We start from the raw sequence: 14,798 nt of genomic DNA, 5'->3' as shown, positions 1-14,798 counted from the left end.
CTCTACGCACTGACCGGGGCAATCTGTACGTATACGTCGTAAATATACGTCGGATATGCCGACGCATAGCAGGCACCACCTCGTTCCCGAGGGGACTTCCCGAGGTCCCGACGGGACTTCCCGAGGAAAGCCGGCACAGGGGAGTGCCTCATGACAGTTCACAAGCTGCGGCCCCGGCAGCGACCGGCCGACCGCGGCCGACTCCCGGCCTCCGACAGCGCCTCGCGCGTCGAAGCACGCACACCGGAACCCGTGGGTGAGGGCGTGCCCTTCGCCGTCACCCGGATAAGTCCGGAGGCCCGCCGGGCGGCAGATCGGGTGCTCGCCTCGGGATGGGTGACCACCGGACCCGAGACGGAACGCTTCGAGCATGACTTCGCGGAGCACGTCTCGGCCTCCCACGCGGTAGCGGTCAGCTCCTGCACGGCGGGCCTCGAACTGGCGCTGCGGGCGCTGCGGCTGCCCGCCGGGGGCAGGGTCCTGGTCCCAGCCGTGACCTTCTGCGGCGCGGCCCATGCCGTGCTGCACGCCGGTCTGCGGCCCGTGCTCGTCGACGTCGACCCGCGCACCGGGATGCCGACGCCGGCCACGGTGGCGCGCGCGGCCCGGGCGTCCGGCTGCCCGCACGCGATGATGGTCATGCACTACGCCGGGTCGCCGGCCCCGCTCGCAGAGCTGGCCGAAGCCGCGCACCTGCCCCTGACGCACGTGATCGAGGACGCCGCGCACGCCGTGGGCACGACGGTGGGCGACCAGCCGGTGGGCAGCTTGTCGCGGGCCACGTGCTTCAGCTTCTACGCCACCAAGAACCTGCCCATCGGCGAGGGCGGCATGGTCACCACCGACGACGCCGAACTCGCCGGACTGATCCGGCGCGGCCGACTGCACGGCATGTCCGCCGACGCCTGGCGGCGCCTGCCCGGAGGCAGCTGGCGGTACACCGTCGAGGAGGCCGGTCTCAAGGCCAACATGACCGACGTGCAGGCCGCCGTCGGGCGGGCTCAGCTCCGGCACCTCGAGGACTGGCAGCGGCGGCGGCAGGCCCTGGCCGAGCGGTACGAGGCGGCGCTTGGGACCGTGCCCGGACTAGCCCGACTGGAGCCCGCCGCTGCTGGGGTGCACGCCCGTCACCTCTGCGTGGTGCGTGTGCTCCGGGAGTACGGAACGGACCGTGACGAACTGATCGAGCGGCTGGCGGAGCGCGGTATCGGCACCTCGGTCCACTTCATTCCGCTGCACCACATGCCGTACTTTCAGCGGGCCGCGCTCATACCGGCAGGTGGCCTGCCGGGTGCGGACACGCTCTTCCCGCAACTGCTGTCCTTGCCTCTGTACCCGCACCTCAGGGAGCGGGCCCTCGACCGCGTCTGCGGGGAACTGGCCCGACTCGGTGCACGGCGTCCCGCTCCTCGGACGCGACGGCGAACCGGGCTGCGCATGCCTGCCACCGGCGGCGCCGCGCCCGGGCAGGCGCTCGCACGTGACCCGGCGCCCACCCCGCAAGCCGGGCTCGACGTCGTGGGCGTCCCGCACGACGATCCGGCCCAGCGCCGGGACGGCGTCAATGGGGCCCTGCCCGCATTCGGCCGGCTCGTCGGCACGTGGGCGGACGTGTCCGCATTCGGCCTGCTCGTCGGCAGCCGGGCGGACGTGTCCGCGCACCGGGTCGAGGCGGTGGTCGTGGCCGGCCCCGGCCCCGTTGCGGACTGCTTCCGGCGGATGGCGCGCGCCGCGGAGGCCGAGGGCGCAGGCTCGCGGCACCAGCCGTCGTTCATCGCCGCGCTCCTCCGCGACATGCGGTCTGGCGCCATGCGTTCCATGGACGCGCGCGCCCTCCGCCGGCTTCAGCTCGAGCTCCACGGTGAGGCCCCGCACACCGACGACGGGGTGATCTCGGACGGCACCGTGCTCCCCATGACCGTCGAGGAGGCCATCGACCTGCTTCTGGAGATGGAACGCAACGACACGGCTGACGTCCGCCGAGTCCTTGCCGAACTCCTCGCGGGGTTCCCGACGTTCCCGCTGGCTCGCCAGATGCACGCCCGCCTGGCTGATCCACACCTGGACGACTTCTGATGTCCACGCGCCACGAGTGGCCGCACTGGACGCCGAGAAAGAACGTCCGGCCCCGTCACCGTCTGCGCAACCGCCTGCTGGCCGGTCTCGTGGTCGTCCTGCTCGCCGTGCTCGGGCTGGGGGGCGGCGGCCTGTGGTGGGCAACCGACCACTACGGCGACCAGGTCACCCGGATACCCCACGCCTTCCCGGACGGCCCGCGGCCCGAGCCCAGTGAGGGGACCACCTTCCTGCTGGCGGGTGTCGACAGCCGCTCCCAGAAGCCGACCACCGGAGACGACGCCGAGGCCCCTGTGTGGAAGGTCGGCGCCCAGCGCAGCGACACACTGATGCTGGTGCACCTCGCCCCCGGCGAGGACGCGGCGTACACCGTGTCGATACCGCGGGACAGCTGGGTGCCCATCCCGGGCCACGGACAGGCGAAGGTCAACGCCGCGTTCTCCCGGGGCGGCCCCGCTCTCCTCGTCCAGACGGTCGAACGGCTCACCGATGTGCGGGTCGATCATTTCGCCGTCATCGACTGGCACGGCTTCATGGGGCTCACCGACGCGGTCGGCGGCGTGCCGATCACTGTGCGGGAGAACTCCTACGACTCCGAGCAGCAAAAGCACTTCACGGCGGGCACCCACACGATGAACGGCGAGGAGGCGCTCGCCTACGTCCGGCAGCGCCACGGTCTGCCCGGCGCCGAGTTGGACCGGATCAAGCGGCAGCAGCAGTTCATGCGGAGCCTGGTCGGCGAGATGCGCGAAGACGTGGGCCTCACCGACCCGCTGGGGGTCGCCCGGATGCTCGACGCCCTCACCGACACCGTGAGCGTGGACGACCACATGTCCAACGCCGACCTGCGCAACCTCGTCGTCGGCCTGCGCAACCTGAACGCCGCGGACGCCTCCTTCACCACCGCGCCGATCGTCCGGTCGGAGATGATCGACGGCCAGTACGCCCTGATCCTCGACCGAAGCGCGCTGCGGACTCTGTGCCGGCGCATGGCGACAGAACAGTCCGCCGACAACGGGAAGTGAGGCAGGAAGTGCGCCCCAGCCACCACGTGCCGCGGCTTCCCGACCCGGACGCCACGCCGCACCGAGCAGGGCACGCCGATCCGGCTGCCCCGCACGGCACCACGTCCGCCACTCCAGCACGGGGTCTCTTCTCGGGCATGGGCTTCAGCGCGCTGGCGCAGGTGGCGCCCCTGCTCACCAACCTGGCGCTGACGCCCTACCTGATCCGCCACCTGGGACTCGAGCGATTCGGCGTGTGGTCACTGATCCTGGTCTTCCTGGCCACCCTCGCGGTGCTGGACGGCGGCGTGGGAGCCTCCCTGGCACGTTTCTACGCCTACCACGGCGCCCGCGGCGACCGCGACGGCACCGGCCGGCTGGTCGTCGGGTCGCTGACAGTCTTCTTCGGGATGGGCGCGCTCGTCACCGTGCTCAGCGTGCTGTTCGCCCCCGTCGTGGTGGCCGCGCTCGACATTCCGCCGCATCTCGCGGGAGAAGGAGAGCAGTTGCTGCTGGCCCTCGGCCCGCTGCTCACCCTGGCCCTGGCCGCCAACTCCGCCATCGCGCTGCTGCAGGCGAATGCCCGCTTCGCCTCGCTCGCGGGCGTCAGCGGCGGATCGTGTCTGGTGTATGCCGTGGCCGTGGTCACGGTGATCGACAGTGGGCCTGACCTTCCGCTGCTCGTCCTGCTCACCACGGGCCGGTACCTGCTCGTCACGGTCGGCGGCCTCGCGGCCGGGGCACGGCACATCCGCATCCGCCGCCCCCTGCTGCCCGTGCCGGCCGAGCGCCGCGAGTTCGTCGGCTACGCGTCCCGTATGCAGTTGTCGGGATTCACCGTCTTCCTCAACGGAGAGGTCGACGCCGTGCTGATCGCCGCGCTGCTGCCAGTGCGCTACGTGGGCGTCTTCGCCGCCGGCTACCAGGCCGCGATCGCTCTGCGCAGCGTGCCGCTGTACGCCTTCCCGCCGATCCTGACCAGGATGACCCATGTCTACGCCGAGCGTGAACTCCCCGGCGCGGTAAGGGAGTTCCACGCGCTGCAGTTCCGCTGGCTGCCGGCCGTGCTGACGTACGGGGCCGTGACGACGGCGGCGGCGGGCCTGGCGGTCCAGGTGTGGCTGGGCCCCGAGCTGGCGCTCAGCGGAGCGGTGGCCGCCGTCCTGCTGGCCGGATACGCCGTACAGGTGGCCCTCACCGGGATGCGCACCTGCTTCGTCCGGGCCATCGGGCGCCCGGGGCTCGAGACGCGCTACTCCTGGTGCGCGACAGCGGTGAACCTCGCGCTCACGGTGCCGCTGACCATAGCGTTCGGGGTCGTCGGCGTCGTCCTGGCCACCTCCGTCGGGCTCATGGCGGGCGCCCTGTACTTCGTCGTTCTGTGCCGGAGACTGGCCGACCTGCGCGAACAGCACCTGCCGAAGCGGTGGGTGCCGGCCACCGCGCTGGCTGTGATCACGGCCGTCCTCGGCGACTTCCTGGTACTGCGGCTGGGGTGGCACGGCGCGCTGCCGCTGCTGCTGGCCGGACTCCCTGTGCTCGCCGGTCTTGCCCTGGCATGGCCGTTCATCGGCCGCGAACTCGTCCAAGGCCCCCGCACCCCGGCGGAGCCCACGCCGACGAAGGAAGGAGACATCATGACCGGACGGACCTCGCCGGGGCGTGGCGACGGGCCGCCTCGACGCGTCCTGATCGTGGCTCAGCTCGACGGGTACGCCAACAGCGCCAGACCCCTGGGCATCGAGCGGTTTCTGCGGGAGCACGGCTACGAGGTGCACCTGGTGGACACCCTCTGCCTCGCGCGGGCGTCGTCCGACCGCGGCTCGCTCGGGCGGATGCTCCCGGGATCCGCGCGCCCGGCCAAGCTCGCGCTGTACGCGAACGAGGTCGCCTCCAAGGTGCTCACCCGGCGGTGGGGCTTCGGACGGCGCCACCTCTCGTACTACGTGCTTCTGACGGACCACCGGCTGCGCCGTCGCATCCTCCGGAGCGAACTGGCCCTGGACGACTTCGATCTCGTCATCTGCGTAACGCCCTACGACGCGGGCGTACTGACGACCCCCACGTCCGCCGCCACCTTCTACGACTGCCCGACCCCCTGGGCCGACGAGGTACTCCACGAGGGCCGGCTTACTGCGCGGCAGCACAGAAAGTTCCGCGGCTGGGAGAGGGATTTCCTGGAAGAGATGGAGTACTTGTCGTTCACCTGGGAGACCTACGGCCGGTACGCGCAGGCGAGGTACGGCATCAGCGGCGACAACTTCCGCCAGCTCAACTGGGGTTGCACACCGTCTGCCGAGCGGGCACGGTTCGCCCGTCCACCTCGTGTGGCCTACCTCGGTTCGCTCAGCGGTCAGTTCATCAACCTCCCGCTGCTGTCCCGGCTGAGCCGGCTGTATCCGTACATCGATGTGTACGGCGGGCCACCCCCGGATCCTTCCCTGGGCCTCAACTACTGCGGCTACGCCTCCCCCGAGCTGCTGCGCGACTACCAGTTCGGGCTGATCACCTGCACCCGGGACGCACTCCGCGAAGAGGGCTTCTCGGCCAAGCACATGCAGTACCTCGAGTACGGGCTGCCCGTCCTCGTCCCGGCCTGGCGGCGTCACCTCGACCTGCTGCGCGGATCGGTGCCCTACACCGAGGAGGACTTCGCCACCCGCATCGGCGCCCTGAGCGATGAGGCACAGTGGCAGTCGGTCAGCGACGAGGCGTACGAGCAGGCCCGGAGGCTGGACTGGAACCGGACGCTGGAGCCGCTGCGGCGGCTGCTGGACGGTCCGCTCGCGCAACCCGAACCGACAACCCGGCCGGAACAGCGATACGCCCCCTCCGGCGGGACAGGACGTGTGCCATGATCCCGCTCGTCGATGTCGTGATCGTCAACTGGAACGCCGGAGTCCACCTCCACAACTGCCTGCGCTCCCTCGCCCGGGCCGACCAGTCGCGGCTGCGGGTCGGCGAGGTCGTGGTCGTCGACAACGCCTCGAGCGACGGCTCCGCCCGCGACCTTCAGGCACCCGGGCTGGCCCTGCGGGTGGTGCGCAACTCCGACAACCGCGGCTTCGCTTCGGCCTGCAACCAGGGCGCCGCGCTGTGCCGTTCCGACTTCGTCCTCTTCCTGAACCCGGACACCGAGCTGTACCCCGACACCTTGCGGATCACCGGCGAGTTCCTCAGCACACCGGGCGCGCAGCGCTTCGGGATCGTCGGAGCGCGCATGGTGGACGAGCAGGGGAGCCCGCGGATCTCCGCCTCACGGTTTCCCAGTCCCCGCATGTACATCGGCGGGATGACGGGACTCGACCGGCTGGCGCCCGGCCTCTTCCCGCCGCACCACCTGCGGCCGCAGCATCTGCCCAGCTCCGGCCCGGTCGACCAGGTCATCGGCGCGTTCTTCCTGGTGCGCCGCCCTCTGTTCAACGAACTGAACGGTTTCGACGAGGGCTACTTCCTCTACCTGGAGGAAGTCGACTTCGCCCTGCGGGCCCGCCGACTGGGCTGGCCCTCGTATCACCTCGCGGACGCACGGGTCTATCACGCCGAGGCGATCAGTTCGGCCCAACTGGGGCCGTGGCGACACTATCTGCTGCTGTGCAGCCGCACCCGTTACATGCTGCGGCACTGGCCGCGGCCCCAGGCGTGGTTGCTGACCGGCCTGTCCCTGTCCGTGGAGCCGGCCGCGCGGCTGGTGGCAGCGGCGCTGCGCGGACAAGCCCTGAACATGCGGGCCACACTCGCCGTCCAGCGGGCATTCCTGCGGTGGCTGCGGCACGGCCGCCCGACGGGCCCGCCCCCGGACTCGTGCATATCGACACGGCAGGTTGCCGAGCCGCGACATGTCCGTCCGGCACTTACGAGGAGGAGGCCGGCATGAGGGCGCTCATCACCGGCGGTGCGGGTTTCATCGGCTCGCATCTGGTCGAACATCTGCTGGCCCTGGGCCACGACGTGGTCGTACTCGACGACTTCAGCACCGGCTCGGCGGCGAATCTCGCGCGGACCGCCGATGTCGTGACCATGGTGCGCGGTTCGATCCTCGACGAGGCCGCCGTGGCCGAGGCGACGGACGGCTGTGACACGGTCTTCCACCTGGCCGCCGCGGTCGGCGTGCACACCATCGTGAACCGGCCGCTGGAGTCGCTGCGCAAGAACCTGCTGGGCACCGAGACGGTTCTGGAGGTGGCCCGGCGTCAGGGGGCGCGGCTGCTGCTCGTCTCGTCGTCCGAGGTGTACGGCAAGAACTCCAAGGACCGTCTCGACGAGTACGACGATCGCGTGCTCGGCTCGCCGCTCAAGAGTCGCTGGTCGTACGCCGCCGCCAAGGGCCTCGACGAACTGATGGCGTACTGCTATTGGCGCGAGTACGGCATGCGTGCGGTGATCGTGCGGCCGTTCAACATCGTCGGCCCTCGGCAGTCCGGTCACTTCGGCATGGTCCTGCCGACCCTCGTCGGGCAGGCGCTGGCCGGCCGGCCGCTCACCGTCCACGGTGACGGTACCCAGCGCAGGTGCTTCTGCGCGGTCTGCGACATCGTCCCGGCGCTGGTCGCGCTGGTGACGGACAGACGCGCGTACGGCCGTGCCTTCAACCTCGGCGGCACCGAGGAGGTGTCCGTGCGGGAGCTGGCCGACCGAGTCCTGTGGGTCACCGGGTCGCACAGCCCCGTCGTTCACGTTCCGTACGAGCGGGCTTATGACCAGGGGTTCGAGGACATGGCACGCCGGATGCCCGACACGACCAGGGTCCGGCAGCTGATCGGGTTCCGGGCGCGGACGAGCCTCGACGAGGTGATCGCTGCCGTGGCCGCCGACCAGCGCGAACGCGCCCGGGAAACCGCTGGCGCCGGAATAGAGGAGTCCCGATGAGAGACCTCGCCGTGATCGGGCTCGGCTATGCCGGGCTGCCGCTGGCCCGCGAGGCAGCCGCGGCCGGAATGTGCGTGGCAGGGTACGACGTCAGCCCTCGTGTGGTGGCGGGCCTCAACGCGTGCCGATCACATGTCGACGACGTGTCCGACGGGGACGTACGGGCCATGCTCAACGCCGGTTTCACCGCCACCCTTGATCCGGCCGTGCTGGGCACCGCGCACGAGGTGGTGATCTGCGTGCCGACGCCGCTCCACACCGACGGCAGTCCGGACCTCACGTCGGTCCGTCGCGCCACCGAGACGCTCGCCCCGTATGTCCGCCGCGGCACCCTGGTGGTGCTGGAGTCGACGACCTACCCGGGCACCACGGACGACGTCGTGCGCCCTGTGCTGGAGCGGGGGTCGGGGCTGGCCGCCGGGACCGACTTCCATCTGGCGTTCGCGCCGGAGCGTATCGACCCGGGCAACAGGGATTTCGGCTTGCGCAACACACCGAAGGTCGTGGGCGGGCTCATGCCGTGCTGTGCCCAGGCCGGCGCCGCGTTCTACGGCAAGGTCTGTGACACGGTGGTGATGGCCAAGGGCACGCGTGAGGCGGAGATGGCCAAGCTGCTGGAGAACACCTACCGCAATGTCAACATCGCGCTGGTCAACGAGCTCGCGATGGTCGCCCGCGAACTGGGCGTCGACCTGTGGGACGCGATCGCGTGTGCGGCCACGAAGCCGTTCGGCTTCCAGCCCTTCCACCCGGGGCCGGGCGTCGGGGGGCACTGCATCCCGGTGGACCCGAACTACCTCATTCACCAGGCCCATGCGGCAGGCAGCGCGGTTCGTCTGGTCGAACTCGCACAGGAGATCAACCGCGGTATGCCCGAGTACGTCGTGCGGCGCGCGGCAGAGGTGCTCGGTGCCGGCACATCGCTGAGAGGTCTCTCCGTCCTCCTGGCCGGGGTGACGTACAAGGAGAACGTCTCCGACCTGCGGGAGACCCCGGCGCGACCGATCGTGCGGCGGCTGCGGGCCGAGTCGGCGAACGTGAGCTATCACGACCCGTACGTCGCCGCGTTCACCGTGGACGACGTGCCGGTGGACCGGGCGGCGGACGTCGTACGGGCCGCCGCCGCGGCGGATCTCACCATCCTGCTCCAGCCGCACACGGCATATGACCTGGACGCCATCGTGGCCGCCGCGCCACGCCTGCTGGACGCCAGGGGCTGCACCCATAGCCCCGCCGAACTGCTGTAGTCGCCGAACAGCTGTAGGCCGGTTGGCCCGGGCCCGGGCCAACCGGCCTACAGCTGTTCGGCGACCTGCGGGCAGACTTCAGAGGGCCTGCGCCCGGCGCCGGACGTTCCGCGCGGCGTCCAGCAGAACGGGTGGTGTCACGCGCTCAACGGTCCTGCGTGTGCGCCCCTGACGTTCGCCCGGCCGCCGCTGGTACAGGGTGCTGTGTTCGGAGCTGAGTTCCTCCGCCGGGCGGCCGTTGGTGTAGTAGTAGAGCGCGAGCGAGCGACGGGTCCGGTCCGGCGGGCAGGCCAGCGGCTCGGGATGGCCGTGGTAGGCGAAGTCCGTGGTGGCGAAGACGACGAAGCGGTTGAAGACGGGAAGGACTTCCGTGACCGCGCGGGTCATCTGCCGGTCCCACAGCTCCAGGGCACCCCCGTACGACTCCTGCCAGTCCTTGTTCAGGTAGACGATGGCGTTCAGCCTGCGGTCGAGCCGCAGTTTCTGATGCCAGTTGAAGTCCGCGTGCACTTTGAGGAATCCGCCCTGCTCGATCTGGTGCAGGCCCCCGCCCTCGAAGTAGGGATCCGGTACGAGACCGTCGATTCCGGTCAGACGATCGAGGAAGCCCAGGAACGCCGCCGAGTTGAACTGCGCCAGCAGATGGCGGGTGAACTCCCCGAACAGCGAGTCTCCTTCACTGGCCAGCTTCTTCGAGGTGGACCTGTCGAACCTCGTCCAGGGGCCGTCACCGGGCTGGGGGAACTCCGTCACGACCTGCTCCAGGACCCACTCGGGCAGGAAGTCGTCGAAGACGGCATGGGGGAAGGGCTCGGCGCTGCGGAAGCGATCGCGAGATGTGCCGGCGAGTTGCGACAGATGCTCGTCCGAGAAGTAGTAGGGCTCAAACATCGCTCATCATCCTTGGTTTCCAGTGGTGTTGCACGGATGTTTCGGCCTGGGCCCGCGCCGCGACCGGCAGGAGTGTGGCCGCGACGAGCGCGAAGGTCATCGAATTGCTGATGGCGAAGGACCAGGGGCGCTCCAGCAGGGAGGCGAAGAGCACGGGGAGCAGGACGCAGGCCGCGGCCGGGAATCCGCGGGCGCCGCCCCGGAACAGCAGATACGCCAACAGAACGGCGAACAGGAGCAGTCCGACGACTCCGCCTGCGTACAACATGTCGATCCATTGGTTGTGCAACGACGGCGAGACGGCTGCGGGAATCTCGCCACTGTTGTACTTGGCGGACCATGCCTTGCCGCCGTAGCCGAGAAGCGGAGAGCGGGTCCACTCGTCCTTGGCCAGGTCCCAGATGGCGGTACGCAGGCCGAGATCGCTGGAGTGCGTCGGGCGGAGCGGCAGGGCGAGGCCGACCGCGGTCACCCCGGCGAGGACCGTCCCGGCCAGCAGGAAGCGGCCGGGGGCAACGCCCGTGTTCGGTGTCGGGTCCCGCTGGTCGGCAAGCCTCGGCCGCAGCAACCCCAGCAGGGCGACCGCCGCCACGGCGGTCACGCTCGCCAGGAAGCTGCCGGTGGCGACCGCCACCAAGACGAGGTAGAACACCAGGGGCACGCGCGCCCAGCCGCGCAGGCCCAGCCACACGAAGGGGATGCTCGCCGCTACCAGCAGGCTGAAGATGTTCTCGTTGGGGAAGACGCCCGCGTAGAGAATTCCCAGTTCGCCGCACGGGTTGTCGCTGCGGCAGGGGCGTACGACGGTGGCGGGCTCGACGAACGACTCGATGCCGCCCAGCACGCTGTACACCATGACGACGGCGGCACCGCCGAGCAACGCGGAGCGTCCGGGCCGTGCCACGGATGCCGCCAACAGGACCGCCAGCAGCGTGAGTTGTCGCGGTGTCCACAGTGGCTGTCCGTGCAGGGCGTCGGACGCGGCGAGGGCCAGGACGATCACGGTCGTGATAAAAGGCGCCACGTTGATGCGGGCGCGGGCGACCAGCAGCCGGCCGCCGATGAACAGCACGCAGACCAGGAGAATCAGACCGTTCACGATGACGCCGAGCCGGTTCACCCAGTCCGGGAACCCGACCACGGTGTCCCCGAGGGGATCCAGCTGCTCCACCCGGCCGGTGACGATCGTGTACGCGGTGGCGGGCAGGTTGGCCAGGACTCCGATCAGCAGGACCATGGTTGAGGTGAGGTCCCAGTCGCCGAACACGCGGGCCCTGCGAAGGGCGATCGCCCAGGGGATCAGGGACAGGAGTGTCAGTATCCCGATGATCAGTACCGTGGTGGACTGCTGTTGCGTCATCGTCGGTCCCCGGGTGCCTACCGGCTCCGGCCGGCCGAGGTGCGGATGCCGTCGGGCATGGTCGTCGTCCGGTCCTCGGGCGCCGGAGCACCGTCCCGCTGTGCCCCTTCGTGGCGCCGGTGCGGGCCGTCGTGCCGGTCGGGCTGCGCAGCGGTGACGACGGCGCCGAGGACGCGCGCACCGACCGAGGCCAGGCCCTCGAGCGCACGGCGTACCTGGCCGTAGCGGGACTTGCCGACCTGGACCACGAGCACCACCGCCTCCGCCTCGGCGGCGAGGATCGCCGCGTCTGCGAACGGCAGCAGGGGTGGGCTGTCCATCACCACGAAATCCGCGTCCGCCTCGAGCGTGCGCAGCAACTGCCTCAGGTACCGGGAGGACAGCAGTGTGGTCGGGTCGGGCTGGGGAGTGCCTCCCGGCAGTACCCGGAGATGTCCGGCCTCCCAGGTCTGGAGGGCATCGGCGAGTGCCACCTCACCGGTGACGACGTCGGCCAGGCCAGGGGCGTCGCGAAGGCCGAGCGTTGTGGCCAGACCCGGCCGGCGCAGGTCTGCCTCGACGAGTACGACGCGTCGGCCGGTGCGGGCGACGTTGGCCGCCAGATCGATGGCGGTGTCGGTCCTGGCTTCACCGTTCACGGCGCTGGTGACGAGCAGTGAGCTCGGCGTGCCGTCGTGCGGGAGGCGAAGGCGGATCCGCAGCTGGCTGAGCGCCTCGTCGCGCTGGGTGCCCCGGCCCCGGTCGCCTGTGCTCGCCCTGCGTCCTGCGGGCTTGGGGAGGACGCCCAGCGTCGTGAAGTCCAGGCGCCTGCGGAGGTCGCCAGCCGAGCGGACCCTGGTGTCGAGCGAGTTGCGCAGAACGGCGCCCGTGATGCCGATGACGATTCCGGCGAGCAGACCGATCGCTCCGTTCAGCACCGGGCGCGGACTGGTCGGTGTCGTCGGCGGTTCGGGATTGCCGACCACGCTTGCCTTGACCAGGTGCGGCGCGTCGGCCGAGCCCTTCTCGATGGTGTCGATGTACCTCGTGAACTGGGCGGCGGTCTCGTCGGCGATCGTCTGTGCGCGCGCGGGGGACCGGTCCTCCACCCCGATGTCGACCAGGGTGGTGTCGAGCGGCGCCTGCGCACTGATCTTGTTCGCGAGCTGCTCGGGCGTCGTGCGCAGATCGAGTTCGCCGATGACGCCGCGGAGCACTACGGGACTGGTCGCGATCTGCGTATAGGACTTGACCCGCTGTTGGGTGAACAGGCCACCCGCATACGCGTCGGCGCTGTTCTTGTCGTTCGTGGCGATGAACAGCTGCGCCTTCGCCGTATAGGTGCGCGGCGTCAGGGCGGTCACGGCTGCCGCTGTGAACAGTCCCAGCAGGATGCACACCACGACGAACCGCCAGCGCCGGCGCAGTACATCGACGTATTCACGGAGATCCATGGGAGCTCCTCTGCGTCTTGGGGCGGGCCGCTTGACCTCGCCCGCTCAAGGAGGCATATTCTGGTTTACGACGTAAATGTACGTTATCAGCTTATATTGCAGGGTGGAAGTCATGGACGGTCGCCTCGGGCACTGCGCGATCACCCCCTATGGACGGGGAGCCGGCAGCTCGCGCGTCCGTGTCTTCGAGTGGCTGGACCGCGTCGACCCAGACTTCACCGTCAGCAGCTACGCGTCGTTCGCCGATGCCGCCCCGTCCCGGCTGGCACGGCACCCGGTGGCCGTGGCGCTGGCGGAACGGAGGCTGTACCACCTGGCAGTCGCGCGCCCGCACCGGCTGCTGCTGCACCGGGAGGCGTCCCCGCTCAGCCGCGGCTGGTGGGAACGCAGGCTGCTCGCCTCCGCGGACTTCGGCGTGTACGACTTCGACGACGCCCTGCAGTGGGACTGGGGTGCCGGTGGTGCGGTGCGCAGGCTCGCGCCGAAGGCCGGCAAGGCGCGTACCGCGATTCGGTACGCCGCCCGCGTCATCGCGGGCAACGACGTCCTCGGGAACTGGGCCGCGCAACGCCACCGCGACGTCGTGGTGATCCCCAGCTGCGTCGAGCCGGAGGATTACACACCGAAGACCACCTATGCGCTGCACGACCCGCCGCGCCTCGGCTGGATCGGCTCGCGGCACAACGAGGACTGCCTGCTGCTGGTGGCCGAGGCGCTGGAAGAGATCCATCGGCGCAGCGGCGCCCGCCTGACGCTCATCGGCACCACGACACGTTCGCTCGGGCGCCTCGAGGCTTTCATCGACCGGGTCGACTGGAGCCCGCACCACGAGCGCACCCTGCTCGCGGACATCGACATCGGCCTCATGCCCCTGCCGTCGACCGCCTACAGCATGGGCAAGTGCGGCTACAAGCTGCTGCAGTACGGGGCCGCGGGGCTGCCCGCCATGGCCACGCCGATCGGCGTGAACGCCGAGATCCTCGCTCGGCTCGGAATGCTCGCCGCCCGCGACGAACGCGAGTGGACCGAGGCGATCCAGGGCCTGCTGGGGGCGTCGGACACCGCCCGGGAGCGGCTGGGTTGTGAAGCGCGGGACGTCGTGCGCCGCCACTACTCGTACGACGCCTGGCTTCCCCAGTGGAGCGCGGCACTGGAACTCGGGGGAATGCCGTCATGACCGCCGCCCGCGAACCCCTGCCCACCGGCGTCCGTGGCCGAGCGGCTGCTGCGCCGATCGCTCCCGTCGCTCTCCCGTGGACGCTCCGGGCCCTGGACCTCGTCGTCGCCGTGACGCTGCTCGTCCTCCTGTCACCCCTGATGCTGTTCCTGGCCCTCCAGATCCGTTTCACGAGCGGCAGCCCGGTGCTCTTCCGGCAGCAGCGGACAGGAGAAGGGACTCGCACGTTCACCCTCTACAAGTTCCGTACCATGCGGCACGGTGCGACCGGTCCCGGGCTCACCAGCGGCTGCGACCCCCGTGTGACCGCCACGGGGCGGCTGTTCCGGCGCTTCCACCTGGACGAGCTGCCGCAACTGGCCAACGTGCTGCGCGGTGACATGACGTTGGTGGGTCCGCGCCCGGAACCGGCTGACGTGGCCCGCCGTTTCCCGCCCGAGTACCGATGGATGCTCCAGCACCGTCCGGGTCTCACCGGACCGTGCCAGCTGCGTTCGCGTGAGCACGCTGAGCTCCTCAACGACCAGCCGGATCCCGAGGAGTACTACCTCGCGGTCATGGTTCCGCTGCGTGCCGAGCTGAACGCGGAGCTTCTTTCCCACAACTCCTTGACCACCGTGCTGCGTTACCTCGCCCGGACGCTGTGGTACGTGCTGTCCGCCACATGGGACAGGAGTGGTTCCGGTACGCGCTCCGACCGGCCGGGAAAGGCCGGCACACGGTGCACAGAGGAAGGTTGAT

Annotated in this window: 11 protein-coding genes; 8 read left to right on the top strand and 3 right to left on the bottom strand. The window is 70.2% G+C overall.

Annotated features, from left to right (window positions below; all coding sequences use genetic code 11):
• The first annotated feature begins 150 nt into the window (after positions 1–150).
• Genes G6048_RS02630 through G6048_RS02605 form a run of 6 tightly spaced genes read left to right on the top strand, consistent with a single transcriptional unit; the run spans position 151 to position 9,196 of the window.
• Positions 151–2,076: a DegT/DnrJ/EryC1/StrS family aminotransferase gene (locus tag G6048_RS02630; RefSeq protein WP_165337759.1), complete on the top strand. Its 1,926-nt coding sequence runs from the start codon at positions 151–153 to the stop codon at positions 2,074–2,076.
• Positions 2,076–3,101, top strand: a complete 1,026-nt coding sequence (locus G6048_RS02625) for an LCP family protein (protein WP_165337758.1) — start codon at positions 2,076–2,078, stop codon at positions 3,099–3,101. Before G6048_RS02630 ends, G6048_RS02625 begins: the two co-directional genes overlap by 1 nt.
• An 8-nt stretch (positions 3,102–3,109) precedes the next feature.
• Positions 3,110–5,938 (top strand): polysaccharide biosynthesis C-terminal domain-containing protein, encoded by a 2,829-nt coding sequence (locus G6048_RS49160; protein ID WP_165337757.1) that lies wholly within the window; start codon positions 3,110–3,112, stop codon positions 5,936–5,938.
• Positions 5,935–6,957 carry a glycosyltransferase family 2 protein gene (locus G6048_RS02615; protein WP_165337756.1) on the top strand — a complete coding sequence of 341 codons (1,023 nt, stop codon included), beginning with the start codon at positions 5,935–5,937 and terminating at the stop codon, positions 6,955–6,957. The genes G6048_RS49160 and G6048_RS02615 overlap by 4 nt, the downstream gene beginning before the upstream one ends.
• Entirely contained in the window at positions 6,954–7,949 is a 996-nt protein-coding gene (locus tag G6048_RS02610; RefSeq protein ID WP_165337755.1) for an NAD-dependent epimerase/dehydratase family protein, read from the top strand. Before G6048_RS02615 ends, G6048_RS02610 begins: the two co-directional genes overlap by 4 nt.
• Entirely contained in the window at positions 7,946–9,196 is a 1,251-nt protein-coding gene (locus G6048_RS02605) for a nucleotide sugar dehydrogenase (protein WP_165337754.1), read from the top strand. The genes G6048_RS02610 and G6048_RS02605 overlap by 4 nt, the downstream gene beginning before the upstream one ends.
• Positions 9,197–9,274: 78 nt before the next feature.
• Here G6048_RS02605 and G6048_RS02600 read toward each other — a convergent pair whose 3' ends face one another.
• From G6048_RS02600 to G6048_RS02590, 3 genes are read right to left on the bottom strand one after another with little or no spacing between them, the layout of a single operon-like run.
• Positions 9,275–10,087: a 2OG-Fe(II) oxygenase gene (locus G6048_RS02600; RefSeq protein ID WP_165337753.1), complete on the bottom strand. Its 813-nt coding sequence runs from the start codon at positions 10,085–10,087 to the stop codon at positions 9,275–9,277.
• On the bottom strand, positions 10,080–11,447 hold the full coding sequence (locus G6048_RS02595; protein ID WP_165337752.1) for an O-antigen ligase family protein: 1,368 nt from the start codon (positions 11,445–11,447) through the stop codon (positions 10,080–10,082). The genes G6048_RS02600 and G6048_RS02595 overlap by 8 nt, the downstream gene beginning before the upstream one ends.
• A 17-nt stretch (positions 11,448–11,464) precedes the next feature.
• A complete protein-coding gene (locus tag G6048_RS02590; RefSeq protein WP_165337751.1) occupies positions 11,465–12,880 on the bottom strand; it encodes a polysaccharide biosynthesis tyrosine autokinase in 1,416 nt (471 codons plus the stop codon).
• Between the two features lie 112 nt (positions 12,881–12,992).
• Between G6048_RS02590 and G6048_RS02585 the strand changes: the two genes are divergently transcribed.
• Both G6048_RS02585 and G6048_RS02580 read left to right on the top strand, forming a co-directional pair.
• Positions 12,993–14,057, top strand: coding sequence for a glycosyltransferase family 4 protein (locus G6048_RS02585; RefSeq protein ID WP_165337750.1), 1,065 nt, complete (start codon positions 12,993–12,995; stop codon positions 14,055–14,057).
• Positions 14,054–14,797 carry a sugar transferase gene (locus G6048_RS02580; RefSeq protein ID WP_165337749.1) on the top strand — a complete coding sequence of 248 codons (744 nt, stop codon included), beginning with the start codon at positions 14,054–14,056 and terminating at the stop codon, positions 14,795–14,797. The genes G6048_RS02585 and G6048_RS02580 overlap by 4 nt, the downstream gene beginning before the upstream one ends.
• Position 14,798 lies beyond the last annotated feature (1 nt).

The organism is Streptomyces ureilyticus (assembly GCF_011045025.1).
Taxonomy (GTDB): domain Bacteria; phylum Actinomycetota; class Actinomycetes; order Streptomycetales; family Streptomycetaceae; genus Streptomyces; species Streptomyces ureilyticus.
Note: the sequence above shows the minus strand (reverse complement) of the source record. Positions and strands in the feature narration are given on the sequence as shown.